The 24,716-nt window shown below is 74.4% G+C and carries 28 protein-coding genes; 14 read left to right on the forward strand and 14 right to left on the reverse strand.

The window, feature by feature from the left end; translation table 11 throughout:
• Window position 1: 1 nt before the first annotated feature.
• Both ABZW14_RS13255 and ABZW14_RS13260 read left to right on the forward strand, forming a co-directional pair.
• Window positions 2–523, forward strand: coding sequence for a pyridoxamine 5'-phosphate oxidase family protein (locus tag ABZW14_RS13255; RefSeq protein ID WP_355344586.1), 522 nt, complete (start codon window positions 2–4; stop codon window positions 521–523).
• Between the two features lie 99 nt (window positions 524–622).
• Window positions 623–1,954, forward strand: a complete 1,332-nt coding sequence (locus ABZW14_RS13260) for a nicotinate phosphoribosyltransferase (protein WP_355344589.1) — start codon at window positions 623–625, stop codon at window positions 1,952–1,954.
• 116 nt (window positions 1,955–2,070) lie between these two features.
• Here ABZW14_RS13260 and ABZW14_RS13265 read toward each other — a convergent pair whose 3' ends face one another.
• The gene (locus ABZW14_RS13265) at window positions 2,071–3,357 is read right to left on the reverse strand and encodes a phosphatase PAP2 family protein (RefSeq protein WP_355344592.1); all 1,287 of its coding nucleotides are present in this window, start codon (window positions 3,355–3,357) and stop codon (window positions 2,071–2,073) included.
• 290 nt (window positions 3,358–3,647) lie between these two features.
• On the opposite strand from ABZW14_RS13265, the gene ABZW14_RS13270 reads away from it, so the two are divergent.
• Window positions 3,648–4,472 (forward strand): metalloregulator ArsR/SmtB family transcription factor, encoded by an 825-nt coding sequence (locus tag ABZW14_RS13270; protein WP_355344595.1) that lies wholly within the window; start codon window positions 3,648–3,650, stop codon window positions 4,470–4,472.
• A gap of 72 nt (window positions 4,473–4,544) precedes the next feature.
• On the opposite strand, the gene ABZW14_RS13275 is transcribed toward ABZW14_RS13270, so the two are convergent.
• Complete coding sequence (locus ABZW14_RS13275) at window positions 4,545–4,967, reverse strand: DUF6069 family protein (RefSeq protein WP_355344598.1); 423 nt, start codon at window positions 4,965–4,967, stop codon at window positions 4,545–4,547.
• Window positions 4,968–5,140: 173 nt separating this feature from the next.
• Here ABZW14_RS13275 and ABZW14_RS13280 point away from each other — a divergent pair, with 173 nt between their 5' ends.
• Together ABZW14_RS13280 and ABZW14_RS13285 are read left to right on the forward strand one after the other, a co-directional pair.
• The gene (locus tag ABZW14_RS13280) at window positions 5,141–6,262 is read left to right on the forward strand and encodes a histidine kinase (protein ID WP_355344601.1); all 1,122 of its coding nucleotides are present in this window, start codon (window positions 5,141–5,143) and stop codon (window positions 6,260–6,262) included.
• Window positions 6,259–6,927, forward strand: coding sequence for a response regulator transcription factor (locus ABZW14_RS13285; protein WP_355344604.1), 669 nt, complete (start codon window positions 6,259–6,261; stop codon window positions 6,925–6,927). The genes ABZW14_RS13280 and ABZW14_RS13285 overlap by 4 nt, the downstream gene beginning before the upstream one ends.
• On the opposite strand, the gene ABZW14_RS13290 is transcribed toward ABZW14_RS13285, so the two are convergent.
• A complete protein-coding gene (locus ABZW14_RS13290) occupies window positions 6,885–7,400 on the reverse strand; it encodes a DUF6767 domain-containing protein (RefSeq protein ID WP_355344607.1) in 516 nt (171 codons plus the stop codon). The genes ABZW14_RS13285 and ABZW14_RS13290 overlap by 43 nt on opposite strands.
• A 75-nt stretch (window positions 7,401–7,475) precedes the next feature.
• Between ABZW14_RS13290 and ABZW14_RS13295 the strand changes: the two genes are divergently transcribed.
• The 3 genes from ABZW14_RS13295 to ABZW14_RS13305 all read left to right on the forward strand — a co-directional run bounded on the left by ABZW14_RS13295 (window position 7,476) and on the right by ABZW14_RS13305 (window position 9,886).
• Complete coding sequence (locus tag ABZW14_RS13295; RefSeq protein ID WP_355344610.1) at window positions 7,476–7,964, forward strand: hypothetical protein; 489 nt, start codon at window positions 7,476–7,478, stop codon at window positions 7,962–7,964.
• An 85-nt stretch (window positions 7,965–8,049) separates the two neighbouring features.
• Window positions 8,050–8,700 carry a class F sortase gene (locus ABZW14_RS13300; protein WP_355345146.1) on the forward strand — a complete coding sequence of 217 codons (651 nt, stop codon included), beginning with the start codon at window positions 8,050–8,052 and terminating at the stop codon, window positions 8,698–8,700.
• A gap of 73 nt (window positions 8,701–8,773) precedes the next feature.
• A complete protein-coding gene (locus ABZW14_RS13305) occupies window positions 8,774–9,886 on the forward strand; it encodes a magnesium and cobalt transport protein CorA (RefSeq protein WP_355344613.1) in 1,113 nt (370 codons plus the stop codon).
• A 4-nt stretch (window positions 9,887–9,890) separates the two neighbouring features.
• On the opposite strand, the gene ABZW14_RS13310 is transcribed toward ABZW14_RS13305, so the two are convergent.
• On the reverse strand, window positions 9,891–10,889 hold the full coding sequence (locus ABZW14_RS13310; RefSeq protein ID WP_355344616.1) for an aminoglycoside phosphotransferase family protein: 999 nt from the start codon (window positions 10,887–10,889) through the stop codon (window positions 9,891–9,893).
• A gap of 79 nt (window positions 10,890–10,968) precedes the next feature.
• Here ABZW14_RS13310 and ABZW14_RS13315 point away from each other — a divergent pair, with 79 nt between their 5' ends.
• On the forward strand, window positions 10,969–11,745 hold the full coding sequence (locus ABZW14_RS13315; RefSeq protein WP_355344619.1) for an SGNH/GDSL hydrolase family protein: 777 nt from the start codon (window positions 10,969–10,971) through the stop codon (window positions 11,743–11,745).
• An 8-nt stretch (window positions 11,746–11,753) separates the two neighbouring features.
• Here the strand turns inward: ABZW14_RS13315 and ABZW14_RS13320 are convergent, their stop codons facing one another.
• Both ABZW14_RS13320 and ABZW14_RS13325 read right to left on the reverse strand, forming a co-directional pair.
• Window positions 11,754–12,977: an MFS transporter gene (locus ABZW14_RS13320; protein ID WP_355344622.1), complete on the reverse strand. Its 1,224-nt coding sequence runs from the start codon at window positions 12,975–12,977 to the stop codon at window positions 11,754–11,756.
• A 3-nt stretch (window positions 12,978–12,980) separates the two neighbouring features.
• On the reverse strand, window positions 12,981–13,598 hold the full coding sequence (locus tag ABZW14_RS13325; RefSeq protein ID WP_355344625.1) for a DsbA family protein: 618 nt from the start codon (window positions 13,596–13,598) through the stop codon (window positions 12,981–12,983).
• Window positions 13,599–13,813: 215 nt separating this feature from the next.
• On the opposite strand from ABZW14_RS13325, the gene ABZW14_RS13330 reads away from it, so the two are divergent.
• Together ABZW14_RS13330 and ABZW14_RS13335 are read left to right on the forward strand one after the other, a co-directional pair.
• Window positions 13,814–14,380 carry a hypothetical protein gene (locus ABZW14_RS13330; protein ID WP_355344628.1) on the forward strand — a complete coding sequence of 189 codons (567 nt, stop codon included), beginning with the start codon at window positions 13,814–13,816 and terminating at the stop codon, window positions 14,378–14,380.
• Between the two features lie 21 nt (window positions 14,381–14,401).
• The gene (locus tag ABZW14_RS13335) at window positions 14,402–14,821 is read left to right on the forward strand and encodes a YchJ family protein (RefSeq protein WP_355344631.1); all 420 of its coding nucleotides are present in this window, start codon (window positions 14,402–14,404) and stop codon (window positions 14,819–14,821) included.
• A 22-nt stretch (window positions 14,822–14,843) separates the two neighbouring features.
• Here ABZW14_RS13335 and ABZW14_RS13340 read toward each other — a convergent pair whose 3' ends face one another.
• The 8 genes from ABZW14_RS13340 to ABZW14_RS13375 form a co-directional block, all read right to left on the reverse strand.
• Window positions 14,844–15,389, reverse strand: a complete 546-nt coding sequence (locus ABZW14_RS13340; protein ID WP_355344634.1) for a gluconokinase — start codon at window positions 15,387–15,389, stop codon at window positions 14,844–14,846.
• Window positions 15,379–16,608 (reverse strand): D-mannonate dehydratase ManD, encoded by a 1,230-nt coding sequence (gene manD, locus ABZW14_RS13345; RefSeq protein ID WP_355344637.1) that lies wholly within the window; start codon window positions 16,606–16,608, stop codon window positions 15,379–15,381. The genes ABZW14_RS13340 and manD overlap by 11 nt, the downstream gene beginning before the upstream one ends.
• A gap of 24 nt (window positions 16,609–16,632) precedes the next feature.
• Window positions 16,633–17,586: a sugar kinase gene (locus ABZW14_RS13350; RefSeq protein WP_355344640.1), complete on the reverse strand. Its 954-nt coding sequence runs from the start codon at window positions 17,584–17,586 to the stop codon at window positions 16,633–16,635.
• Between the two features lie 34 nt (window positions 17,587–17,620).
• Window positions 17,621–18,244 carry a bifunctional 4-hydroxy-2-oxoglutarate aldolase/2-dehydro-3-deoxy-phosphogluconate aldolase gene (locus ABZW14_RS13355; RefSeq protein WP_355344643.1) on the reverse strand — a complete coding sequence of 208 codons (624 nt, stop codon included), beginning with the start codon at window positions 18,242–18,244 and terminating at the stop codon, window positions 17,621–17,623.
• A 2-nt stretch (window positions 18,245–18,246) separates the two neighbouring features.
• Complete coding sequence (gene dgoD, locus ABZW14_RS13360) at window positions 18,247–19,395, reverse strand: galactonate dehydratase (RefSeq protein WP_355344646.1); 1,149 nt, start codon at window positions 19,393–19,395, stop codon at window positions 18,247–18,249.
• A gap of 5 nt (window positions 19,396–19,400) precedes the next feature.
• Window positions 19,401–20,216, reverse strand: a complete 816-nt coding sequence (locus ABZW14_RS13365; RefSeq protein WP_355344649.1) for a carbohydrate ABC transporter permease — start codon at window positions 20,214–20,216, stop codon at window positions 19,401–19,403.
• Window positions 20,213–21,160 (reverse strand): sugar ABC transporter permease, encoded by a 948-nt coding sequence (locus ABZW14_RS13370; protein WP_355344652.1) that lies wholly within the window; start codon window positions 21,158–21,160, stop codon window positions 20,213–20,215. Before ABZW14_RS13370 ends, ABZW14_RS13365 begins: the two co-directional genes overlap by 4 nt.
• Before the next feature lie 74 nt (window positions 21,161–21,234).
• The gene (locus tag ABZW14_RS13375; protein WP_355344655.1) at window positions 21,235–22,524 is read right to left on the reverse strand and encodes a sugar ABC transporter substrate-binding protein; all 1,290 of its coding nucleotides are present in this window, start codon (window positions 22,522–22,524) and stop codon (window positions 21,235–21,237) included.
• A 137-nt stretch (window positions 22,525–22,661) separates the two neighbouring features.
• On the opposite strand from ABZW14_RS13375, the gene ABZW14_RS13380 reads away from it, so the two are divergent.
• The 3 genes from ABZW14_RS13380 (at window position 22,662) to ABZW14_RS13390 (ending at window position 24,712) form a co-directional block, all read left to right on the forward strand.
• Window positions 22,662–23,402: a FadR/GntR family transcriptional regulator gene (locus tag ABZW14_RS13380; RefSeq protein ID WP_355344658.1), complete on the forward strand. Its 741-nt coding sequence runs from the start codon at window positions 22,662–22,664 to the stop codon at window positions 23,400–23,402.
• Window positions 23,403–23,624: 222 nt separating this feature from the next.
• Window positions 23,625–24,326, forward strand: a complete 702-nt coding sequence (locus ABZW14_RS13385; protein ID WP_355344661.1) for a hypothetical protein — start codon at window positions 23,625–23,627, stop codon at window positions 24,324–24,326.
• Window positions 24,323–24,712 carry a VOC family protein gene (locus tag ABZW14_RS13390; RefSeq protein ID WP_355344664.1) on the forward strand — a complete coding sequence of 130 codons (390 nt, stop codon included), beginning with the start codon at window positions 24,323–24,325 and terminating at the stop codon, window positions 24,710–24,712. Before ABZW14_RS13385 ends, ABZW14_RS13390 begins: the two co-directional genes overlap by 4 nt.
• Window positions 24,713–24,716 lie beyond the last annotated feature (4 nt).

The following is a 24,716-nucleotide window of genomic DNA, read 5'->3' on the forward strand; positions in this document are numbered from 1 at the left end:
CATGCCCGTCACGAACCCCTGGCTCGCCGGTCCCGCACCCACCGCCCGCCTCGACCGGACCCGGCTTGAGGAGCGCATCCTCCACCTGCTCTCCACGCAGAACATGTGCGTGCTGGCCACCGCCGGCCCGGACGGCCCGCTCGCCACCCCGGTGCGCTACTTCCACCTGGACTTCACCCTGATGTTCACGGCGGTCGCCGACTCGCCGAAGATGCGCAACCTGGCCGCCGACCCCCGCGTCTCGGTCGGGATCTTCGCGCCCCTGGTCGGCCAGGCCAGCAGCCGCGGCGCCCAGGTCTTCGGCCGGGCCCGGGTGCTGCACCCCGACGATCCGGAGTTCGCGCGCCACTGGCCGGCGTACCGGTGGCAGTCCGACCACGTGGAGCGGTCCCGGTCGCTGGACGAGCCGCCGACCGGGCCGCTGGTCGTGGTGCCGGCGGAGCGGATCGTCTACACCGAGCACTGGCTGCGCCGCGAGGGGTACGCGCCGCGCCAGTTCTGGCGGGCCGCCGGCCCCCGCTGAGCCGCTGGAGCCGGCGCGGCACGCCCGTGGCGGATCTCCCGTTTCCCCTACGCCTCGCAGCCGGACGGATCACAGTGGTGGCGTGGTGGAGGTGACGGCATGACGGGACTGCGTACCGACCTGTACGAGCTGCGGATGGCGGCCAGCTACCTGCGGCGGGACATGACGGAGCACGCCACGTTCAGCCTCTTCGTCCGCCGGCTGCCGCCCGGGCGCGGCTTCCTGGTCGCCGCCGGGCTCGCCGAGGCACTGGCGTTCCTGGAGAGCTTCGCCTTCGGCGACGCCGAGCTGGCCTACCTGCGCGACGTCGTGGGGTTCGACCAGCCCGCCCTGACGGCGCTGGCCGGGATCCGGTTCACCGGGGACGTGTGGGCCGTACCGGAGGGACGCGTGGTCTTCGCCGACGAGCCGCTGCTGGAGGTCACCGCGCCGATCGCCGAGGCGCAGCTGGTGGAGACGGGTGTGCTCAACCTGATCACGTTCCACACCACGGTGGCCACCAAGGCGGCCCGCTGCCGGCTCGCCGCCGCCGGCGCGCAGCTGGTCGACTTCGCGTTCCGCCGTACCCACGGCATCGAGGCCGGCGCCGGGGTGGCACGGGCGTCGGCCATCGCCGGCTTCGCCGCGACCAGCGACGTCGAGGCCGCCATGCGGTACGGGCTCGCCCCGTCCGGGACGATGGCCCACTCGTACGTGGAGGCGTTTCCCGACGAGCGGGCGGCGTTCCGCGCGTTCGCCGCCGACTTCCCCACGAACCCGATCTTCCTGGTCGACACCTACGACACGCTCGCGGGCGTCCGCGCCGCCGTGGATGTCGCCACCGAACTCGGGTTGACGGGCCCGCTCGGCGTCCGGCTCGACTCCGGCGACCTCGGTGCCCTGGCCCGGCAGACCCGGACGATCCTGGACGACGCGGGCCTGCGGCAGGCCACGATCTTCGCCAGCGGCAGCCTCGACGAGAACGTCATCGCGGATCTCGTGGCGCAGGGCGCACCGATCGACGGGTACGGCGTGGGCACCAAGATGGGCGTCTCGTACGACGCGCCGTCGCTGGACAGCGCCTACAAGCTGGTCGCCTACGGCGACCGGCCGGTGCTGAAGCTGTCCCCCGGCAAGGCCACGCTGCCCGCCGCCAAGCAGGTCTTCCGCGATCCGGCCGGCGCGGCGGGCGATGTGGTGGGCCTGCGCGACGAGCCACCGCCGGCGGGCCGGGAACCGCTGCTCGTCCAGGTCATGCGCGGTGGCCGCCGGCTCGACCCCGCCGACCCCGCCGAGGTGGTCCGCGCCGCCCGGGGCCGCTTCGACGCCGATCTCGCCTGGCTGCCGGAGCCGGCCACCCGGCTGACCGATCCGGCACCGCCGGCCGTGACGGTCAGCCCGGCGCTGACGGCGCTGCACGAGCGGGTGGCCGCGCGCTTCGGGCACCGCTAGGCGGACCGACCATCAGCGTGTGGACGCCGGTGACGGTGACGGCCATCCGGTCACCGGCCGGTCCGGACCGCCGCGGCACCGGCCCCCGGCCCCGACAAGCCGACTCGGGGTCGGCCTCAGGATCGGGGCCGGAACTCGTGCCGGACCACGTACGCCGTGGTCGCCAGGCCGATCCGCGCGCCCTGCACGTCGGCGGTGCGGGTGTGGATGCCGCCCCAGACCCGGGCGTTGATCACCTCGGTCAGCGCCTGGGAGAAGCCGCTGAAGTACCGGCGGGTGCCGGAGTCGGCGCTGTAGGCGTCGAACGGGATGTCGTCGCGGCCGAAGAAGTACGCCAACGCCGACATGGTCGCGCCGGTGTTGCAGGTGTGACCCGACGTGTAGTCGGGGTGCGGCGGCGTGACCAGCAGGGGCGTCCAGTCGGGATCGGCGGCGGTGGCGGGGTTGCCGTCGGTGTCGCCGAGCCGGATCGCGGTGATCGGCCGCCACCGGTTCCAGGCTTCCTTCTCGTTGAAGCAGGCGATGACCGCGTCCGCCTCGGCGACGTCCACCAAGGCGAACATCCGGGCGGCCTGCAGGGCGGTGAGTCGCTGGGTCGTCACGAGCTGGCGTTTGATCTCCCACTCGCCGAGCCGGCGGTCGTGCCACCAGATCGCCGCCTCGGTCTGGTCGGCGGTGCGGGCCGCGCTCCCGGCCGAGCCCACCGCCTTGATCTCGTCGTAGTCCCGGGCGTACTGCGCGCTGGTGAGCGCAGGCGGACCGGAGGTGCGGAAGATCGACGTGCCGGGTAGCACGAACGGCTTCATGTGACCGACCCAGCCGCCGTCGTTGGCGTAGGACGGCGGCGTGGGGCGCCACTGGCCGGGTTCGGTCCCCACGGGGAAGGTCTGCGGTCCGAACGCGCCGTCGGCGCGGCGGGCGGCGATCATCGCGGCGGCGGCCCGCCTGCCGACCTCGATCCCGCGCCGCTCGGCGCGGCCGTCGGGGATCGCGGCGAGCGACTCGGCGTACCGGGCGGTGAGGGCGTCGTGCTGCTCCGGAAAGATCGCGTCGAGCACCCGGTACGCGGCCGTGGCCACGGCGGCGTCGACGGACTCGGACCCGTCAGCGGGCGGCGCGGTCAGGTACGGCTCGTAGGGCGTGCCGGCGATGGCGTTGACCGCGTCGTAGATCGCGCCGTGCACCATCGCGGCGCCCCGGGACTGGACCTGCGGTGCCTGGCGCGCCACGTCCCAGATCGCCGTCTCGGCGTGCAGGTCCCAGGTGAGAACGGACTCGGCGGACGCGGCGCCGGCCGAGGCCTGGGCTGCGGACGCCTCGACCACGAGTGGCAGGCCGGTGGCCAGGACGGCGGCGACAGCCGTGCAGGTGGCGCGGCGCGCGATGCGAATTCTGCTTGTCATAGGTCTCTCCCCCGCTGCTTCCGACCCGTCGATTCACCCCGTGTCACGAGGTCACAGCATTGAGCAAGCCGACTATAGGGTCCTGATTCGCGTCGGTCGATAGACCGATCGGCGGTACCGTCCGGCCTGGCCGACCTCCATGTCGGGAAGTGCCGGCGCGCCACATTCCCTAAGGCATCCTAGGAGGCTAGCTTCCCGGCTGAAGGGGGGCCGGGTAGACACGCAACCTGGTGGCTGCATATCATCGTGTCAGGCAGCCAACAGGTTGCGTGTGCGGAGAGGGAGGACGGGTGGACGAGGTGTTCCGGGCGCTGGCCGACGCCAGCCGCCGCCGGCTGCTCGACCGCCTCAACCTCCGTAACGGCCAGAGCCTGCGCGAGCTGTGCGCCGGGCTCGACATGACCCGACAGTCGGTGAGCAAGCACCTCGCGGTGCTGGAGGCGGCCGGCCTCGTCACCACCACACGGCGCGGGCGGGAGAAGCTGCACCACCTCAACGCCGCCCCGATCAACGCCGTCGCCGACCGGTGGATCGGCCGGTACGACCGGGCCCGGGCACAGGCCCTCGCCGACCTGCAGACAGCATTGGAGGGGCAGCCCATGACGAGCCCGACGTTCGTCTACACCACCTACATCCGCACCACCCCGGAGCGGCTCTGGACCGCGCTCACCGCGCCCGAGTTCACCCGCCGCTACTGGGGCGGCGTCACCCTGGTCTCCGACTGGCGGCCCGGCTCGACCCTGCTCTGGCAGGACTCCCCCGACGCCGAACCGAAGGACCTCGGGCAGCGGGTGCTGGAGGCCGAGCCCCACCGGCGCCTCGCCTACACCTGGCACGGCTTCCAGCCCGAGCACGCCGCGCACTTCGGCTGGTCCGACGAGGAACTGGCCGCCCGGCTCGGCGAGCGCCGCTCGAAGGTCACCTTCGACCTCACCCCGCACGGCGAGACCGTGCGCCTGACGGTGACCCACGACGACTTCTCCCCGGACAGCGAGATGCACCGGGCGATCAGCGGGCAGTTGCCGGGCAGCGGCGGCTGGCCGGAGCTGCTGGCCAGCCTCAAGAGCCTGCTGGAGACCGGCGCGCCGCTGCCGGAGCCGGTGGCCGCCGACTGAGCACGGCGGCGGCCGCCGGCCGGCCGGAATCGGGGCTGCCCTCCCCCGTGGCGGCAGCCCCGGCCCGGCGGCTCAGCGAGCGGCGGTGCGCCGCAGCAGCGGCACGAGCACGGCGGCGGCCGTCAGGTGCAGGGCGACCAGGGTCAGGGTCGCGGCGCCGCCCACTCCCCCGCCCAGCGGGCCGAGCAGCGACAGCAGCAGCACCAGCCCGGCCGCGGCGGTCCAGACGGCCCGCGCCCGGGTGGTGAAGCGTTCCAGCAGGGCCAGCAGCGCCCACCCCGCCAGGCCGGCGAGCACGGTGCTGACCCCGACCGCGACCGCGGTCACGGACTGTTCGGTCCCGCCGTTGCGCGCCACCAGGTCGACCCCGGCCACGGGGACGGCGGCGACCCACACGGTCAGAGTGGCGGCCGCGGCGGCGAGCACCGCCAGCGCGCGCTCTCGGCGGCGGCCCGGACGGCCGGCGGTGACGGCGGGGGCGGTCGTGGTGTCCATCGGTGCGTACCTCCATGAGCGGGATCGGTGACCAGGAACGCTAGGTCCGTGACGGGGCCCGGCGGATCGCGCCGCGGACCGGTTCGCCGCTCCGTCCCGGGAACCGCATCCGGCCCGGATCTCCGTCTGGCGACCGATGAGCCCGAGCCGGTGCGCCGCCTAGCATCCGGGACGTGAACTGCCCGCCCCGCTCCCGTTTCCTGCCGCTGCTCGACGGCGGCATCGCCACCGTGATGCTCGCGGTCGCCCTGACCGTGGTCTTCGCCCCGGGCACTCCCCCGGCCTCGGCGGGCGGGACCGCCGCCGCGGCCGGCCTCGCCGCCGCGCAGGCCAGCTGTCTGCTGTGGATCCGCCGGCGACCGGGGTACGCGCTCGCGGTGGCCGCCCTGGCCGGCATCGGGTTGGAGGTGCTCTGCCCGCCGCTCGGCTGGCTCGGCCTGGTCACCGTGCCGCTGGCCTACGTCGCCCGGCTCCGCCCGCCCCGGTTCTCCCTGGTCGCGCTGGGACTGTTGCTCCTCCCGACGCCGTGGGAGCTGGTCACCGGGGGCTGGCGGGACCTGCTGTTCGCGGTGACCGCGCTGGGTCTGGGCTGGGCCCTCGGCGAGCTGCAGCGGGGGCACTTCCAGCGCCGCCGCGACCGGCAGCGGCAGGTGCTCGCCCGGGAGCGGGAGCGGATCTCCCGCGAGCTGCACGACGTGGTGGCCCACCACGTGGCGGTCATCGCCGTGCAGGCCGCCGCGGCCGAGGACGTCTTCGACGCGCACCCGGAGCGGGCCCGCCCCGCGCTCGACGCGATCCACACGGCGGCCCGGTCGGCGCTCACCGAGCTGCGGGCCATGCTGCACGCGCTGGCCACCGACGACGGCACGGATCCGGACGGGCCGCAGCCCGGGCTGGCGCAGCTCGACGCCCTCGCCGACGCCGTCCGGGCGGTGGGCCTGGAGGTCACAATGGACCGGGACGCCGGCGCCGAGGACCTGCCCGGCGGGGTGCAGCTGTCGGCGTACCGGATCGTCCAGGAGTCGCTGACCAACGCGCTGCGGCACAGCCACGCCACCCGGGCCGACGTCAGCGTCCGCTACGGTGACGGCGTGCTGAGCCTGGCGGTGGTCGACGACGGCACGGGGCCGCCGCGCCGGGTCGGCGCGGGTGCGGGCCGGGGCATCGTGGGGATGCGCGAGCGGGCCCGGCTGCTGGGCGGCACGCTGGAGGCCGGGCCGCTGGCCGCCGGCGGCTTCCGCGTCGCGGCCCGGCTGCCCGTGGCGGCGGGCGCGGCGAGCGAGGTGGCGCGGTGAGCGTCCGCGTGGTGATCGCCGACGACCAGGAACTGATCCGCGCCGGCCTAGCGATGGTCATCGACGCCCGGCCCGACCTGACCGTGGTCGGCGAGGCGGCCGACGGGGTCGAGGCGGTGGCGGTGGCGAACCGGACCCGCCCCGACGTGGTGCTCATGGACGTGCGGATGCCGCGTCAGGACGGCATCGCCGCCACCCGGGAGCTGGTGTCCGGCGGCAACCCGGCGCGGGTGGTCATGCTCACCACCTTCGACCTCGACGAGCACGTGTACGCGGCGCTGCGCGCCGGTGCCAGCGCCTTCCTGCTCAAGGACACCCGCCCGGCCGACCTGGCCGAGGCGGTGCGCGTGGTGGCCCGGGGCGAGGCGCTGCTGGCGCCGACGGTGACCCGCCGGCTGCTGGACCGGTTCGCCGACCGGCTGCCCGGCGTGCCCGCCGACCGGGGTCGGCTCGCCGCGCTCACCGCCCGCGAGGTGGAGGTGCTGACGCTCGCCGCGCGGGCACTGTCCAATGCGGAGATCGCCGAGCGGTTGTTCCTGAGCACCGCCACGGTGAAGACGCACGTGTCCGCCGTCCTCACCAAGCTCGGCCTGCGCGACCGGATCCAGGCGGTGGTCTTCGCCTACGACGTGGGACTCGTCCGCCCCGAGCCGCCGGTCCGCTGAGCCGCTCCGGACCGGCCGACCCGGGTCCGGTGCACACCCTCACGCAGCTCGTCGTCGCCCATCACGAGCCAGACCAGGCCGCAGTCCTGCGGGCCGGTGACGTCGACCTGGCACAGGGTGCACGGTTCGCCGGGGCGGAGCGGGCAGCCGGCCTCCGGTCGGGACCGTCGCGTCGCGGTGGTCACTCCCCAACGGTGCCGCGCGGACGAGGCGGCCGGCAGGGCCGTTGGACCCCTCCTCCGGACCGCCGCCGCGGATCGGTCAGGCAGGTCCAACCGGAACGAATCGGACAGACGCGTCGGCGCCGTCGGGACGGGACGTTCCACGCAGGCCAGGACGACGCGTCCCGGTCGGTTGCCCGTGCTGTGCGGGCATGTCCGCCGCACCCGGGAGCGACCGGGAACCCGGGACGGCAGCGAAGATTTCTCAATTACGTCGGGTGACCGCCCCAACCCTCCTAGTGTTGGCCACACCGGTGCTAGTCACGGAGTTGGCCACCCGAACGACGTCCCACGCAGACAGCGGACGAAAAGTGAGGGAAGACGCGGATGAAGGCAAAGACAGTTCTCGGATCGGCGGCGGTCGGCGTGGGCCTCGGCACACTGCTGCTCCCGGCCGCCGCCCTCGCGGACACCACCGTCTCACCGGCCACCACCCCGGTCGGCGGGACCGTCGTACTCACCACGACGTCCTGCAACCCGAAGGCGGGTGACGCGCTCTTCCACGTCACCGGCCCGAACCGGGACCAGAACGTCAGATCCACCACGGCCGCGGCGGGCGGTGGGCTGAGCGCCGAACTGTTCACGGCCGGGTTCACCCTCGGCACGTACACGGTCACCACCACCTGCGGTGACGGCAGCAACGGCGGCACGGCGAGCTTCACGGTCACCCCGATCGGCGGTGCGCAGGCCGGCGCCGGCGGGCGGGACGGCGACACCGGCGTGCTGGTCGCGGGCGGCGCCCTGGCCGCCGCGGCGGTGGCCGGCGGGACGTACGTGCTGGTGCGCCGACGCCGGCGCGCGACCGCCGGCGCCTGACGGCCCGCCACACCATCCCAGGGCGGGTGCCCGCGCCGGTCCGACCGGCGCGGGCACCGCGTCCACGACGGACGGAGGTGGGACCCTGTCGTCGCAGCGCCACCGGGCGGGCCGGCCGTCGAGAGCCCGCACCGCCGTCATCGTCGCGGCGATCATCCTGACGGGCGCCACCGGCGCCGGACTGGTCGCCGCCGGCCTCGGCACCACCTCGACCCCACCACCCCAGCCGGGCGTCTCGGTCGCGCCGACCGTCGAGCCCTCCGGCGCCGCCGGCCCGGTGCTCCCCCGCGCGAAGCCGGTCCGGGTCACCATCCCGCGGATCGGCGTCGACGCCGAGATCGTGCCGGTCGCCACCGACGACAGCGGCGCCCTGGAGGTGCCGCCCCTGGACCACCCGGAGATCGCCGGCTGGTACCGCCGTGGCCCCACCCCGGGTGAGGCCGGCAACGCCGTCCTGGTGGGACACGTCGACACGCTGCGCGGCCCGGCGGTCTTCTTCGACCTCGGCCGCCTGCGCCCCGGCGACACCGTCGAGGTCACGCGGGCCGACGGCCTGGTCGCGGTGTTCACCGTGGACGGTGTCGGGGCCTATCCGAAGGAGCACTTCCCCACCGAGCGGGTGTACGGGGGCGGGCCCGAGGCCCGGCTCCGGCTGATCACCTGCGGCGGCCGGTTCAACCCGCGCACCGGCAACTACCCGGACAACATCGTGGTCTTCGCCACCGCGGCCCGCTGACGCCGGCCGGACACCGCCCGGGCGGGGCAGGCCGTACGGTAGGCCGTCAGTTCCTCGGCGGTGGAGGTGCGCGGTGGGCCGGTCGGCGGTACGGACCCGGCGGGGCGGGCGACTGCTGCCCGGCCTCCTGACCCGGCTGCTCGGGCGCACCGACGAGGCGGCCGGCCCCGCGCCGCGTCGGGCCAATCCGGACGCCGTGGTGGACTGCGCGGTCTACGTGGCCGGCCGGCGGGAACCGGGCCGGCCGCACTACGCCGACGCCTACGACCGGGCCCGCCGCACCCGGCGGGCGTTCGTCTGGCTGGGGCTGCACGAGCCCGGCGCGGCGGTGATGGCCGCGGTCGGGCGGACCTTCGGTCTGGACGAGCTGGCCGTGGCGCAGGCCCTCGCCGACGGGCACCGCCCCACCGTGCAGCGGCACGGCGACGTGACGCTGCTGGTGCTGCGCACGGCCGGCTACGTGGAGCACACCGAGCTGACCGCGACCTCCGAGGTGATCGACACCGGGGACGTGATGGTGTTCCTCGGCGACCGGTTCGCGCTCACCGTCCGGCACGGCGCGACCGGCGCGCTCACCCCGGTACGGGAGGACGTGCAGCGCCGGCCGGGCGTGCTGGCCGAGGGGCCGTGGGCGGTGGCGTACGCGGTCTGCGCCCGGATGGTCGACCTCTACCTGGAGGTGGCGGGGCATCTGGAGCGGGACCTGGAGCGCGTCGAGGAGAGCGTCTTCGCCCGCGACCGGGACGCCGACATCCAGCACATCTACCAGCTCAAGCGCGAGGTGGTGGAGTTCAAGCGGGCGGTGCTGCCGTTGCAGGCGCCGCTGCGGGCGCTGCTGGAGCAGCGGGGCGAGGGCCCGCCGCCGGGCCTGCACCGCTGGTTCGCCGACGTGGAGAGCCGGCTCACCCGGGCCGTGGACCGGATCGGCTCGTACGACGACCTGCTCAACTCGATCCTCCAGTCCCGCCTGGCGCAGCTCGCCGTCGAGCAGAACAACGACATGCGCAAGATCGCGGCGTGGGCGGCGATCGCCGCGACGCAGACCGCCGTGGCCGGCGTCTACGGGATGAACTTCGCGCACATGCCGGAGCTGGGCTGGCGCTACGGCTACGCGGGGGCGCTGCTGCTCATGGCGACGGCCGCGGTCACCCTGCACCGGTTGTTCCGCCGCTCCGGCTGGCTCTGAGCGGTCACGGCCGGTCCAGGTCGGACAGTTCGGCGTCGAGCAGCCCGGCGAGGGTCGCCACCCGGCCCGGGTCGGATTCGGCGGTGATGTCCCGGCTGGGCATCTCCACGGTCATCAGCAGGTAGAGGTGCAGCCGGTAGAGCCCGAGCCGGCGGCGGGCGCCGGCGTCCAGCGGGAACGGCGCGGCCGCGCGGTAGGCCCGCACGAGGGGGTCGTCCGGTTCGTCCTCGGCGCGCCGGAACAGCAGCGGCGACACCAGATCCAGCAGCGGGTCGCCCCAGAGGTGGCGCTCGCCGTCGACCAGCCCGGTGAGCCGGGGCGTCCCGTCGGGATCGTCGAGCGCCAGGACGTTGCCGGCCCAGCCGTCGAAGTGCAGCAGCGCCGGGCGGCGGACCGCGTCGAGGACGCCGGCGTGCCGGTCGACCAGCTCGCGGATGCGGGCCGCCGGCACGGGCAGCGGCACCGCCCAGTCCGCCGCGTCGGCGAGCAGGTCGTCCAGCATGGCCGTGTACGCGCCGCGCCAGGTGGGCGCGCCCGCCCGGCCGCCGTCGTAGCCGAAGCGGTCGCCGGTGACGCCGTGCAGCGCGGCCAGCGCACGGCCGAACTCGGCCCGGACCGGGCCCACCTCGGCGCCGGCCTGGGTCAGGTCCCACAGGGTGCGGCCGGGCAGCAGGCCGGTGAGCAGCCAGTCGCCGAGCACCGGGTCGCGCCCGTGGTGCAGCAGCGGCGGCACCGGCACGGCGGGCGCCCGCGCGGCGACCAGCCGCAGGTAGCGCGCCTCCGCGCCGATCATGTCCCGCTCGTAGCGCAGCAGCGGCACGTGCGGCGGCGGGCCGACCTTGAGCGCCACGGCCCGCCCGTCGTCGAGGGTCACCCACCAGACGGCGGCGAACCCGCCGCCGCTGAGCGGCCCGCAGTCGGTCACGCCGGGCGCGGGGCCGAGCGACGCGGCCACGTAGCGCCGGACCTGATCCGGGTCGAGGTGGCGTTGGGTCGGGCTCATGTCCCGCACCACGCTAGCGGCTGGGCCGCGCGGGCGCTGTCCCGGAAACCGCCGGGCGGAATTCCGTAGGCTGACGCGCATGATGTGGCGGCGGTACGTGGCGATCGGCGACAGCACCACCGAGGGCCTGGACGACCCGGACGAGGCGGGCGGCTACCGGGGCTGGGCCGACCGCTTCGCCCTCGCGGTGGCCCGGGCCCAGGGCGGCCTGGAGTATGCCAACCTCGCCATCCGCGGCCGCACCACCGCCCGGATCCGGAGCGAGCAGCTGCCCGTGGCGCTGGAGCTGGCGCCCGACCTGGCGACTGTGGTGGCCGGCATGAACGACGTGCTGCGACCGTCGTTCGACGCCGACCGGGTGGTCGAGGACGTGCGCGCGATGCAGCACGCGCTGGTCGGCCAGGGCGCCACCGTGCTCACCTTCACCCTGCCCGACCCGGTGCCGGTGATGCCGCTGGCCCGCCCGCTGCGCGGCCGGGTGCTGGCGCTCAACGAGGCGGTCCGGGCAGCCACCGCGGAGACCGGGGCCACCCTGCTCGACCTCGGCGCGCACGCGGTGGCCTCGGATCCCCGGCTGTGGAGCGACGACCGGCTGCACGCCAACACCGCCGGCCACGAGCGGATCGCCGCGGCGCTCGCGCACACCGCCGGCCTGCCCGGGTACGACGACTCGTGGTCGCGCCCGCTGCCGGTGGCCGCCCGCCGCCCCCGGCGCGAGGCGGTCCGCGCCGAGCTGGCCTGGACCCGGCGGCACCTGCTGCCCTGGCTGGGCCGGCACCTGCGCGGGCGCTCGTCCGGCGACGACCGGGTGGCGAAACGGCCGGTGCCGCTGCCGGTGGAGCTGCCGGCGGCCTGAGCGCCCGGTCAGCCGGTCACCGGCACCGCGGACGGGCGTCCCCCACCCCGCACCGCCGGGCCGATGCCGGCGGCCGCGGCGGCGTAGAGGGCGGCGAAGGCCAGCCAGCCCGGTCCGCCGCCGTCGACGATCAACCAGGTCAGCAGCACCGGACCGAGCATCCGGGCGAAGGGCACGCCGACGCCGAAGAAGCCCTGGTAGAGGCCGTGCCGGTCGGCCGGGGCCAGGTCGAAGCTGAGCTGCCAGGCGCCCGCGCCGTGCGCCATCTCGGCGTACACCTGGGCGCCGGCGCCGAGCAGCAGGAGCGCCGCCGCCGGCCAGGGGCCGCCGGCGGTGGCCGACAACGCGAACAGCGCGCAGGCCACGACCATGGCCGCGCCGGCCCGGCGCAGCGCGCGCACCGCGCCGGCCGGGTCGGTCACCCGCCGCGCGACCCGCACCTGGGCGAGCATCACGGCGGCGGTGTTGACCACCAGCAGGGCCGCCGCCAGCCAGGCCGGCGCCGCGGTGCGCCGGGCCACCCAGAGCGGCAGCACCAGGCTGAGCAGCGGCAGGTACAGCATGAGGACCGCGTTCAGGGCGGTGAGCAGCGTGTACCGCCGGTCCCGGAGCACCGCGAGGCGCCCGCCGCCCGCCGCGGGCCGGGCCGCCGGGCCACGCCGGGCGGGGAGCCGCCGCAGGAGCACGGCGGTGGTCAGGAAGGCCGCCGCGTCCAGCAGGAGCACCGCGCGGTACGCCTCGCCGGTGTGCGCCCAGAGCGCCAGGCCGCCGAGTGCCGCGCCCAGCCCGAGCCCGGCGTTGGCCACCGACTGCAACCGGGCCCGCACCCCGGTCCGCCGGTCCGGCTCGACCAGCCCGGCCAGCAGCGCCTGCCGCACGGCCGCGAGCGCGGTCTGGCAGCCGGCGTAGAGGCAGGCCACCACGACGAACTCGGCGGGCCGGCGGACCAGCAGGAAGGCGGCGACGGCCAGCGCCGTGGCGGCGGCGAGGCCGACGGCGACCCGGCGGGCGTCCCGCCGGTCGGCGGCGTGACCGGCCGGCACTCCGGCCAGCAGGCCCACCGCCCAGCCGGCGGACAGGCCGAGCCCGACCTGGCCGGGTGACAGGCCCACCACCTGCGTGAAGTAGAGCGCCGAGGTGACGAGGAACGCGCCGTCCCCGACCGAGTTGGCGAGCTGGGCCAGGGCGAGCGTCCGGGCGGGACCGGGCGCGGGGAGCAGGCGGCCGGACACCGGTCAGCGCTCGATCGGCCGGCGGGTGCGCGCCCGCTTCAGCTCGAAGAACCCGTCGGTGCCGGAGACGAGCAGCACCCCGTCCCAGAGCCGGCCGGCGTCCTCGCCCCGGGGGATCGGTGCCACCACCGGCCCGAAGAAGGCATTCATCCGCCCGTCGGCGCCCGTGACGTGGATCGTCGGCGTGCCGAGGTCCTCACCGACCGGGGTCAGCCCGGCCTGGTGGCTGGCCCGCAGGGCCGCGTCGTGGTCGGTGACGTCGGCCGCGTCGGCCAGGTCGACGGGCAGGCCGACCTGGGTCAGCGCCGCGACGTACAACTCGCGGCCGATCGGGGCGCGCTCGTGGTGGATCCGCTCGCCCAGCGCCGTGTAGAGGTCGCGCAGCACCTCCGGGCCGCACTTCTGTGCGGCGGCCACGCAGACCCGGACCGGGCCGAGGCCCGGCTTCAGCCACTCCCGGTACCACTCCTCCAGCCCCTCGCGCCCCTCGTTGAGCAGGGACAGGCTCATCACGTGGAAGCGGAGCCGGACGTCGCGGACCCGCTCCACCTCCAGCAGCCAGCGGGAGGCGTTCCAGGCCCACGGGCAGCGCGGGTCGAACCACATGTCGGCGGTCGTCATGGTCGTCCAGGTCCTCTCGTTCTCCGTTGCCGATCCCCACGCTAGGCGCGTGATCGGCCCATCGGCAGTGCCGATCCGTGTGCGTTCTCCTGGGCCAATCCATCGCGGTGTTTGACCACCGACGCGGCGGGAAGACACGCGCGCCGCGCGGGCCGGCCGGCCCGACGTCGCCGGACGGGACCCGTCCGGGCCGCGGCGGACCGCGAGGAGGAACGATGGCCCAGGCGGCCACCAGACCGAGCAGCGCCAGGAAAGCCACCGGGGCCCGCAAGGCGCCGATGCCGAACAAGGCCGCGGCGAAGAAGGTCGCGACCGCCAGCAAGCGGGCGACCGGCGCGACCGCCGCCAAGACCCCGGGCGGGAAGCCGACCCCGACCACCGCCCGGGCGGCGCGGAAGAAGGCCACCTCGGCCACCACCGCCACGCCCACCCGCCGGCCGACCGCCAAGGCCGTCGCCGCGAAGAAGACCACCACGGCGAAGAAGGCCCCCGCGGCGAAGAAGGCCCCCGCCACGAAGGCCGCGGCCAAGAAGGCGCCCGCCAAGAAGGCCGTGGCCAAGAAGGCACCCGGCACCAGGAGGACGGTGAAGAAGGCGCCGGCCACGCGGACCACGGCGAAGAAGGCGCCGGCCGCCAAGGGCACGGCCCGCGCGGTCACCGCCAAGAAGGCCGCGGCCGGCGCCAAGGCCCAGCGGGTCGCCGCGACGCGCACGCCGGCGAAGAAGGCGACCACCATGGAGTCGTTCGGCAACCGGCGGACGGCCCGGACGAGTGGCCGCTGAGCCGTCGGCGAGAATGACCGGGTGGCGAAACGCGGTGCCCGCCGGAGCGCGGCCGACCCGACCAGCGGGCCCTGTCCCTGCGGCTCCGGCCTGCCGTACGCGGACTGCTGCGGCCCGGTCCACCGGGGCGTCTCGGCGGCGGCGACCGCCGAGGCGCTGATGCGCTCCCGCTACAGCGCCTTCGCGGTGGGCGACGCCGACCACCTGCTGCGCACCTGGCACTCCACCACCCGGCCACCCCGCCTGCGGCTGGACCCGGGCACCCGGTGGACCCGGCTGGAGGTGCTCGACACCGACCGGGGCGGCCTGTTCGACACCGAGGGCACCGTCCGGTTCCGCGCGCACTACCGGGAGGCCGGCCGGCCCGGCACGATGGCCGAGCACAGCCGGTTCGTCCGGGAGGACGGCCGCTGGGTCTACCTGGACGCGTTACCCGGCTGACCGCCGTCGGGGCGCACGCCGGTCAGGTGCCGGTGACCGTCGCGCGTACCGGCAGGCCGAGCCGGTGGACCGCCGCCCGGACCAGCTCGTCCGGCGACGCCGCCACCTCCAGCACGACGCCGGACTCGTCCGGCCCCAGGTGTTCGAGGATGGCCCGCTGCGAGTCGAACAGGCTGGCCGGCATGTAGTGCCCGACCCGCCGGTCCAACCGGTCCCGGATCAGCTCGGCGGCCCCGTCCAGGTGCAGGAACTCCACGGGGGCCGGCCCCTGCCGCAGCACGTCCCGGTACGCCCGCTTCAGCGCCGAGCAGGTCAGCACGGTGGACACGCCCTCGGCGTGCCGTTCGGCCATCCACGCGGCCAGGGCGCGCAGCCAGGGCCAGCGGTCCGTATCGGTCAACGGGATGCCGGCCCGCATCTGGGCCACGTGGGCCTCGGTGTGGAACTCGTCGGCCTCGGCGAACCGCAGGCCGGTCAGCTCGCTGATCCCCCGGGCCACCGTCGTCTTGCCCGCCCCGGACACGCCCATCACCACGACGTGCCGGGTGGGCGGCCGCTCACCAGTCATGGACGGTGCCGTCCTTGAGCCGGTTGAACGGCAGGTACGCCGGCTGGTACGGGAACCGGGCGGCCGCCTCGTCGTCCAGCTCCACGCCGAGGCCGGGCTGCTCGCCCGGGTGCAGGTACCCGTCGGCGAAGGTGAACGACTGCCGGAACACCTCGTTGGTGAGCGGGCCGTGCTGCATGTACTCCTGGATGCCGAAGTTGTGGATGGCCAGGTCCAGGTGGAGCGCGGCGGCCATGCCGACCGGCGAGATGTCGGTCGGGCCGTGGATGCCGGACTTGATCTGGTAATGGGCGGCGTAGTCGAGCAGCTTCCGCATCGCGGTGATGCCCCCGGTGTGGGTGACGGCGGACCGGACGTAGTCGATCAGCTGCTCCCGGATCAGCGTCTGGTAGTCCCACACCGTGTTGAAGACCTCGCCGATGGCCAGCGGGGTGGTGGTGTGCTGGCGGACCAGCCGCAGCGCCTCCTGGTTCTCCGCCGGCGTGCAGTCCTCCAGCCAGAACAGGTCGTACGGTTCGAGCGCCTTGCCGAGCTTCGCGGCCTGGATGGGGGTCATCCGGTGGTGGCCGTCGTGCAGCAGCGGCAGCTCGGGACCGAACTCGTTGCGGACCCCCTCGAACACGGCCGGCAGGTGACGGAGGTACGCGCGGGTGTCCCAGTCCTCCTCGGCGGGCAGCGGGATGCGCTGGGCGGGCTCGTAGTCGTACCGCTTGCCGTCGGCGCTGGGCTGGGCGGCGACGCCGTACACGGCGTTGATGCCGGGCACCGCGGTCTGCACGCGGATCGACCGGTAGCCCAGCTCCAGGTGCGCCCGGATCGAGTCGAACAGCTCGGGCAGGTCCCGGCCGGAGGCGTGCCCGTACGCCATGATCCCGGTCCGGGACGCGCCGCCGAGGAGCTGGTAGAGCGGCATTCCGGCGGCCTTGGCCTTGATGTCCCAGAGCGCCACGTCGACGGCCGCGATGGCGGCCATGGTCACCGGCCCGCGCCGCCAGTACGCCGACCGGTACAGGAACTGCCAGGTGTCCTCGATGCGGTGCGGGTCCCGCCCGATCAGCAGCGGGACGACGTGGTCGGCCAGGTAGGACGCCACGGACAGCTCACGGCCGTTGAGGGTGCCGTCGCCCAGGCCGGTGAGCCCCTCGTCGGTGGTGATCCTGAGGGTGACGAAGTTGCGGTCGGGGCTGGAGACGATCACGTCCGCTGCGACGATCTTCAACGCGGATGCCTTTCTCGGGGTGGGTCAGCGAAGGGTGTCGCCGGGTTGCCGGGAGTCCAGGAGGGACAGCTCGTCCCGGCGTGGCAGGGCCTCCCAGTCGCCGGTTCCGGCGACGGCGAAGGCGCCGAGGGTGACCGCGCGGCGCAGCCGCCCGGCCAGGTCGAGCCCGTCCAGGTGGCCGGAGAGGTAGCCGGCCGTGAACGCGTCCCCCGCGCCGACGGTGTCGACCGCCGTCACGGGCAGCGCCGCCGCGTCCCGGCGGCCGTCGGCGGTGTACGCCCGGGCGCCGTCGCCACCGAGCTTCACCAGCACGGTCGAGACGCCCCGGGCCAGCAGCCCGGCCACCACGGTCTCCTCGTCCGCGCCGGGCTCGCCGACCAGGTCCAGTTCGTCGGCCGAGGCGACCACGATCGCGGCGTGCCCGGCGAGTGGGGTGAGCACGGCACGCGCGACGTCCCGGGACCACAGCTTCGCCCGGTGGTTGACGTCCAGGCAGACCAGCGTCCCGGCCCGGGCCGCGGTCTCCGCCGCCCAGCCGGCGGCCTCCCGGGCGCCCGCGGAGAGCGCCGGGGTGATGCCGGTCAGGTGCAGCACCCGGGCGCCGGCGGCCAGGGCGGGCCGCAGGTCGTCCACGCCCAGCGCCGACCCGGCCGAGCCGGCCCGCCGGTAGAGCACCCGGGTCAGGTCGGCGGTGCGCCGCTCCAGGAACATGAGCCCGGCGGGGCGCTCGGGGTCGCGGACCACGTGCGTCACGTCGACGTCCTCGGCGCGGAGCTGGCGCAGCAGGAAGGTGCCCAGCTCGTCGTCGCTGACCCGGCCGGCGAAGGCCGCCCGGTGGCCGAGCCGGGCCAGCCCGATCGCCACGTTCGCCTCCGCCCCGGCCAGGTGCGGGGTGAGCGCGCCGCCGGCGGTGAGCGGCCCGGTCGAGCGCAGCGACACCAGCGCCTCGCCGAAGGTGAGCAGGTCGGGGCCGGTCATGCGTGGCCCGCCAGGGTGCGGGGTTCGGCACCGGTCATGCCACGGCGGCCAGGTAGGAGCGGGCCCTCTCGCGCAGGGCGTCGAGGTCACCGCCGGAGGCCGCGTCGCCGACCAACGGACCGCCGACGCCCACGGCGATCGCCCCGGCGGCGAGGTAGCCGGGCAGCTCGGCCAGCCCCACCCCGCCGACCGCGACGAACGGGATGTCCGGGAACGGGTCGCGCAGCGCCTTCAGGTACGCCGGCCCGCCCAGCGAGGCCGGGAAGAGCTTCACGGCGGAGGCGCCCGCCCGCACGGCCGCGTACGCCTCGGTGGGGGTGAGCGCCCCGGCGGCCACCGGCAGACCGCGGCGGGCCGCATCGCCGATCGAGTCGACGACGGCCGGGGTGACGACGAACTGGGCGCCGGCCGCGGCCACGTCGGCGACGGCGGCCGGGGTGAGCACGGTGCCCGCGCCGACCAGCGAGCCGGGCGGGGCGGCGGCCCGGATCGCGGCGATGGCGTCGAGCGCGCCGGGCGTGGTCAGGGCCACCTCGACCACGCGGACGCCCTCGGCGAGCAGGGCGGTGCCGGTGGCGATGGCGGCGGCCGGGTCGGTGCCGCGGATGACCGCCAGCAGGCGGGTGGCGGCGAGTTCGGCGGTGAGGTCGAGGGTCATGGTCACCATTCCGCGTAGGAGCCGTCCCGGTGCCGCCACATGGGGCTGCGCCAGGCGTGGCCGCGCCGGTCGGCGGCGCGTACCGCCGCCTCGTCGATCTCGATGCCCAGGCCGGGCGCGGTGAGCCGCTCGACGTAGCCGTCCACGAAGGTCAGCGGCGTCTTGTCGAGGCAGTAGTCGAGCACCTCGGCCCCGAGGTTGTAGTGGATGCCGATGCTCTGCTCCTGGATCAGGTAGTTCGGCGTGGCGAAGCCGACCTGGAGGCAGGCCGCCAGGGCGATCGGGCCGAGCGGGCAGTGCGGGGCGAGCTGGACGTCGTACACCTCGGCCAGCGCGGCGATCTTGCGGACCTCGGTGATGCCGCCGGCGTGCGAGAGGTCCGGCTGGGCGACCGCGATGCCGGCCTGGAGGACGGGCAGGAACTCCTGCCGGCTGTAGAGCCGCTCCCCCGTGGACACCGGCGTCGTGGTGGAGCGGACGAACTCGCCGATCAGGTGCGAGTTCTCCGGCACCACCGGCTCCTCCAGGAAGAACGGCCGGTAGGGCTCCAGCAGCGGGGCGACCCGGCGGGCGCTGGCCAGGCTGAACCGGCCGTGGAAGTCGACCGCGACGTCCCGGTGGTCACCGAGCACCTCGCGGGCGGCGGCCACCCGCTGGACCACGCCGTCGAGCTCGGCCACCGAGGCCACCGCGCTCATCCGGCCGGAGGCGTTCATCTTGACCGCGGTCAGGCCGGTCTCGACGGCGGCGCTGATCTGGTCACGGACCTCGCCGGGCTCGTCGCCGCCGACCCAGCCGTAGACCCGGATCCGGTCCCGGACCGGGCCGCCGAGCAGCTGGTGCACGGGCGCGCCCCAGTGCTTGCCGGCGATGTCCCAGAGCGCCTGGTCGAGGCCGGCCACGGCGCTGGCCAGGATCGGCCCGCCCCGGTAGAAGGAGCCCTTGGTGAGCACCTGCCAGTGGTCCTCGATGCGCAGCGCGTCGCGGCCGATCAGCAGTTCGGCGAGCTGGTCGACGGCGGCGCGGACGGTCTCGGAGCGCCCCTCGCAGGTGGCCTCGCCCCAGCCGACGACGCCGGATTCGGTCTCCACCCGGACGAACAGCCAGCGGGGCGCGACCAGGAAGGTCTCGATGCGCGCGATGGTGGTCACGGTGCTCAGCCCTTCGTCGCGCCGGCGGTCAGGCCGGAGACCACGTACTTCTGCACGAACAGGGCGATCACCATGATCGGCAGCGTGACCACAGTGGCCGCCGCCATGAGGCCGCCCCAGTCGATGCTGGCGTACCCGACGAAGTCGAAGATCGCCACCGGGAGCGTCTTGGTGTCCGCGCCGGAGAGCACCAGGGCGAACATGAAGTTGTTCCAGGAGAAGATGAAGGACAGGATGCCGGCCGTGGCGATGCCCGGCACGGACAGCGGCAGGGTGATCCGCCGGAACGCGCCGATGTGGGTGAGCCCGTCGACCAGCGCCGCCTCCTCCAGCTCGTCCGGCAGGCCGTCGAAGAAGCCCATCATGATGTAGACGATCAACGGCAGTGAGACGAACATGTGGCTGAGGATCAGCACGGTGAAGCCGCCGACCAGCTGCAGGTTCGAGAAGACGTAGTACCAGGGCACCAGCAGCGAGACGCCGGGGATGACCCGGGCCATCAGCACCACGAGGGCCGACTTCTTCATGTTGAACCGGCTCATCGAGTACGCGGCCGGCACGCCGAGGATCAGCGACAGCACGGTGGCGGCGAACGCCACCCAGAGGCTGTTGCCGATGAACGAGACGTAGTGCGACTGCTGGAGGACCTTGGTGTAGTTGTCCAGGGTGGGCGAGAAGACCAGCGCCTTGCCGGTGTCGTAGATGTCGACGTTGGTCTTGAAGGACGCGGCGATCATCCACAGCAGCGGCGCGATCAGCGACAGCACCACGACGACGAGCGCCACCACCCGGAACACCCGGTACGCGGGACTGGCCTTCATCGCTTGGCCTCCTTGCGCCGCGCGGTCAGGGCCCACATCGACCCGATGATGATCAGGAAGAAGAGGATGAGGACGGTGGAGGAGACGCCGTACTCGTTGTAGTCGAAGCTCAGCCCGTAGGCGTACACGTTCAGGGTCTCCACCTCGTGGAAGGAGCCGCCGCCCTTGCCCTTGGTGGCGTAGAGGATGTCGAAGGTCTTCAGCGCGTCGATGCCGCGCAGCAGGATCGCGACGATCACCGTGGGCATCAGGAGCGGCAGGGTGACGTGCCGGAAGCGTTGCCAGGAGCTGGCGCCGTCGATCCGCGCCGCCTCCTGGGGTTCCTCGGCCAGCGAGGTCAGCCCGGCGAGCAGGATCAGCACCACCATGGGGGTCCACTGCCAGACGTCGATGAAGATCGTGGTGGGCAGCGCGGAGTGCTGGCCGGCGAGCCACGGCTGCGGGCCGATGCCGACCCAGCCGAGCACCTGGTTGGCCAGGCCGATGTTCGGGTCGAAGATGAGCCGCCACATCATGCCGACCGCGACCGGGGTGGCGACCAGCGGCATGAGGATGGCGACCCGGACCCACTTCTGGCCCTTGAACGGCCGCCACAGCAGCAGCGCGACGGCCATGCCGAGGACCACCTCGAACAGCAGCGCGACCACGGTGAAGGCGGCGGTCCGGCCGACGGCCGGCCAGAACCGGTCGGTGTCCGACAGCACGTCGAGGTAGTTCTGGAAGCCCACGAACTCGCTCTCGGCGCGGACGGAGCCCTCGGCGTCGGTGAGGCTGAGCCAGGCGGTCCAGCCCAGCGGGATCACGATCAGGGCGGCGACGAAGGCCATCGCGGGCGCGGCGAACAGCCACTTGCGGTGGTCGTTGGCCCAGCGCGCCCAGCCGGGCGTGTCGGGCATGACGCCGGCGCCGCCGGGGGCGCGGCTGGGTGTGGTGACGGTTGCCATGGGATCTCCGGGGTGGGCAGGCCGGCAGGGGTACGCGGGTGGCGGGGCGAGCCGCCCCACCACCCGCGCGCGTGTTACTTGGCCTCGTCGTCCAGGAACTTCTGGAAGGCCTCGTTGGCGGTGTCGGCCGCGGCCGCCGCGTCCTTGCCGGTGATCGCGTCGACGATCGGCTGGCCGACGAGCTCGCGGGCCTGGCCCACCTTCACGACCACGGGCCGGTCGTGGGCGACGCCGTCCTTGGTGCTCGCCGTGATGGCCTCGACCAGGTCCTTCGGGTAGTTCGCGGTGCCCTCCGGGTTGGCCCAGACCGAGGCACGGGCGCTCGGCACGCCGGCCTTCTGCTGGGCCAGGGTCTGCTCCTTGCCGGTGGCCCACTCGATGAACTTCCAGGCGTTGCTCTTGTTCTTCGAGGCGTCGTTGACGCCCAGCGCCCAGGAGGGGATGTTGTACGGCTTGGAACCGGCCGGGCCGGCCGGGAACGGCGCGAACCCGACGGTGTCGGACACCTTGGACTTGGCCGGGTCGGTGGCGTTCTTGTAGAGCGAGTTGGCCTCGGTGTAGAAGGCGGCCTTGCCCTGGGTGAAGATGGCCATCGCCTCGGGCCAGCTCATGTCGGTGCTGACGTTGGCCGGGCCGGAGTCCTTGATGAGGCTGCCGTAGAAGGCGTACGCCTGCTTGGCGGCGTCGCTGTTGACGGTCGCCTTGCCGCTGCCGTCGACGAAGTCACCGCCGAAGCTGTAGAGGAAGCTGGAGAACTGGGTGACCGCCGGCGACTTGCCGGTGCGGGCCACGAAGCCCGCGGTGCCCGGGACGCCGGCCTTGATCTTCGCGGCCGCGGCCTTCAGCTCGTCGAGGGTCTTCGGCGGGGCGCTCAGGCCGGCCTTGGCGAGCAGGTCCTTGCGGTAGTACAGGACCTCCTGCTCGGTGATGATCGGCACGCCCACCGGCTTGCCCTCGTAGGTGGTGGCCTGGACCGGGCTGGGCTGGAAGTCGGAGTAGTCCCAGTCCTTGTTGGACTTGACCTGGTCGGACAGGTCGGCCAGGTACTTGTTCTTGGCGAAGAGCTTCCCCTCCTGGAGGGGCCGGTACATCATCACGTCGAGGTCGGACGAGCCGGCGTTGAGCTTGACGTTGTACTGGTCGGAGAGCTGGTCCTCGCCGAGCTGGGTGATCTCGACCTTGAGCCCGGTCTGCTTCTCGAACTCGGGCAGAGCCGCCTTGATGTTCTCCGTCCACACGTGGTTCGCCAGGGTCACGCGCACCGTCTTGGACGCGCCGCTGTCGTCGCCACCGCCGCCGCAGGCGGCCAGGCCCATGGCGGCGACCACGGCCAGAGACGTACCGAATATCGATCGACGTCGCACGTCATCTCTCCTTTTCTCGTGGTCGCCGCCCCGGGGGAAGAGCGCCACAACGCTGTAACGTCCGCTTAACGACGGGATGCTAGGCCGAAAAAGCTGATTTATTCAAGGGGTGATTGCCAACTGATATGCTCCGACCCGTGGATCACTCCTCCTCCGGGGGCGAGACCGGGCTGCACGCCCGCGTACTCGACGAACTCGGCACGGCCGTCTGCGGCGGCGAACTGCCCGCCGGCTCGGTGCTCAACATCGACGAGCTGGTCGACCGGCATGCGGTCTCCCGATCGGTGATCCGCGAGGTCCTCCGGGTGCTCGCGTCGATGGGCCTCATCGAGACGCGGCGCCGGGTCGGCGTCCTGATCCGCCCCGCCGAGGCGTGGAACGTCTTCGACCCGCAGGTGATCCGGTGGCGGCTCGCCTCCGCCGGCCGGATGGCCCAGCTCCGCTCGATCACCGAGCTGCGGACCGCGGTCGAGCCGCACGCCGCGTGGCTGGCCGCCCGCCGGATCTCCCCCGACGACGCCAGCGACCTGGTCGGCATCGCGGCGAAGATGTGGGCCGCCGGGCAGGCCGGGGACGAGGACCGCTTCCTGCGCCTGGACATCGAGTTCCACCGGCGGGTCCTCGCCGCCTCCGGCAACGAGATGTTCGGCAAGCTCCGGGAACTGGTCGCCGAGGTGCTCACCGGCCGGCACCACTACCACCTGATGCCGCACCACCCCGATCAGCAGGCGTTGCAGCTGCACGCCGACGTGGCCTCCGCGTTGCAGCGCCGCGACGGCGAGGCGGCCCGCCGGGCCATGGTGCAGATCATGGAGCAGGCGTTCGACGAGATGAAGTCGATGTGGGAGCAGACCACCGAACCGAACCCGGTGGGCTGACCCTCTCCCCCACCGGCGGTCCGCGGCGTACGCTGGGCTCGGCGCAGTCCTGCGCCCCACCTCCAGCCCGGTGCTCACGCCACCGGCTCCGCGGAGGCAAAGGGGGCCCCGAGCCCTCGGGACGCGGTGCCGTCCGGCCCACCCGACATGCGCCACCTGCCCACGGCGAGGTCGACCGGGAGCGTGAGTCCCTGCGACCGCGCCGTCGACAGGGAGCATGCGATGACGACTCAGAGGTCGTTCAAGTCCCGGGTACGCGCCCGGATGGCCCGCACCGGCGAGAGCTACACGACGGCCCGCCGGCAGTTGCTCGCCCGGGCCACGGCCGACCCCGCCCCGGCGCCCACCGTGGACGCCGGCCGCGGCCAGCAGGACCGGATCTCCGCGGCGCTGCTGCGCGAACGGACCGGCCGCGACTGGGACGAGTGGTTCGCCCGCCTCGACGCGTGGGGCGCCACCGGTCGGAGCCACACCGAGATCGCCCGCTGGCTGGTCACCGACAACGAGGTGCCGGGCTGGTGGGCGCAGACCGTGACCGTCGGCTACGAGCAGGCGCGCGGCCTCCGGGCACCGGGCCAGCGCCGCGGCGGCGGCTTCGAGGCCACCGGAAGCCGCACGGTGGCGGTGCCGGTGACGGTGCTGTTCGAGGCGTTCGCCGACGAGGCGGTACGCCGGCGGTGGCTCCCCGACGTGGCCGTCCGGGTCCGCACGGCCACCGCACCGAAGAGCTTCCGCGCGGACTGGGCCGGCGGGCCCAGCCGGATCGTCGTCGGCTTCTCCCCGGTGAGCCCGAACAAGGCCCGGGTGGCCGTGCAGCACGAGAAGCTCACCGGCGCGGAGGAGGCCGACCGGCTCAGGGCGTACTGGCGGGACCGCCTCGCCGCCCTGAAGCAGCTGCTGGAGCAGCCGGAGGCGACCCGGTGAGCGCCGGGACGTTCGTCAACCTCCCGGTGGCCGATCTCGACCGGGCGGTCGAGTTCTTCACGGCCCTGGGCTTCACGGCCCGTCCGCGGCACCCCGGCGGCGACAGCGCCCAGCTCACCCTCGGCGACACCACCCACCTGATCCTGCACGACCCCGCGGCCTTCGCCGCGTTCGCCGGGGCCGAGGTGTGCGACACCGCCACCAGCCGGGAGGTGATCGTCGGCCTCGGCGTCGACCGGCGGGAGCGGGTGGACGCGCTGGTCGACGCGGCGGTCCGCGCGGGTGGCACCTCGCTCGGCCCCGGTCAGGACCTCGGTTACCTGTACATGCGCGGGTTCCGGGACCTCGACGGCCACCAGTGGTCGTTCCTGCACCTGCCCGGCTGAGTCG

Origin of the sequence: Micromonospora sp. NPDC004551 (assembly GCF_040609975.1) — a bacterium.
GTDB lineage: Bacteria > Actinomycetota > Actinomycetes > Mycobacteriales > Micromonosporaceae > Micromonospora.

What these genes read in the sequence shown, in the direction of transcription:
- ABZW14_RS13255 (WP_355344586.1), top strand. Translation starts at nt 2, where the DNA reads ATGCCCGTCACGAACCCCTGGCTCGCCGGTCCCGCACCCACCGCCCGC.
- ABZW14_RS13260 (WP_355344589.1), top strand. Translation starts at nt 623, where the DNA reads ATGACGGGACTGCGTACCGACCTGTACGAGCTGCGGATGGCGGCCAGC.
- ABZW14_RS13265 (WP_355344592.1), bottom strand. Translation starts at nt 3,357, where the DNA reads ATGACAAGCAGAATTCGCATCGCGCGCCGCGCCACCTGCACGGCTGTC.
- ABZW14_RS13275 (WP_355344598.1), bottom strand. Translation starts at nt 4,967, where the DNA reads ATGGACACCACGACCGCCCCCGCCGTCACCGCCGGCCGTCCGGGCCGC.
- ABZW14_RS13295 (WP_355344610.1), top strand. Translation starts at nt 7,476, where the DNA reads ATGAAGGCAAAGACAGTTCTCGGATCGGCGGCGGTCGGCGTGGGCCTC.
- ABZW14_RS13310 (WP_355344616.1), bottom strand. Translation starts at nt 10,889, where the DNA reads ATGAGCCCGACCCAACGCCACCTCGACCCGGATCAGGTCCGGCGCTAC.
- ABZW14_RS13315 (WP_355344619.1), top strand. Translation starts at nt 10,969, where the DNA reads ATGATGTGGCGGCGGTACGTGGCGATCGGCGACAGCACCACCGAGGGC.
- ABZW14_RS13325 (WP_355344625.1), bottom strand. Translation starts at nt 13,598, where the DNA reads ATGACGACCGCCGACATGTGGTTCGACCCGCGCTGCCCGTGGGCCTGG.
- ABZW14_RS13330 (WP_355344628.1), top strand. Translation starts at nt 13,814, where the DNA reads ATGGCCCAGGCGGCCACCAGACCGAGCAGCGCCAGGAAAGCCACCGGG.
- ABZW14_RS13340 (WP_355344634.1), bottom strand. Translation starts at nt 15,389, where the DNA reads ATGACTGGTGAGCGGCCGCCCACCCGGCACGTCGTGGTGATGGGCGTG.
- ABZW14_RS13350 (WP_355344640.1), bottom strand. Translation starts at nt 17,586, where the DNA reads ATGACCGGCCCCGACCTGCTCACCTTCGGCGAGGCGCTGGTGTCGCTG.
- ABZW14_RS13355 (WP_355344643.1), bottom strand. Translation starts at nt 18,244, where the DNA reads ATGACCCTCGACCTCACCGCCGAACTCGCCGCCACCCGCCTGCTGGCG.
- ABZW14_RS13365 (WP_355344649.1), bottom strand. Translation starts at nt 20,216, where the DNA reads ATGAAGGCCAGTCCCGCGTACCGGGTGTTCCGGGTGGTGGCGCTCGTC.
- ABZW14_RS13370 (WP_355344652.1), bottom strand. Translation starts at nt 21,160, where the DNA reads ATGGCAACCGTCACCACACCCAGCCGCGCCCCCGGCGGCGCCGGCGTC.
- ABZW14_RS13385 (WP_355344661.1), top strand. Translation starts at nt 23,625, where the DNA reads ATGACGACTCAGAGGTCGTTCAAGTCCCGGGTACGCGCCCGGATGGCC.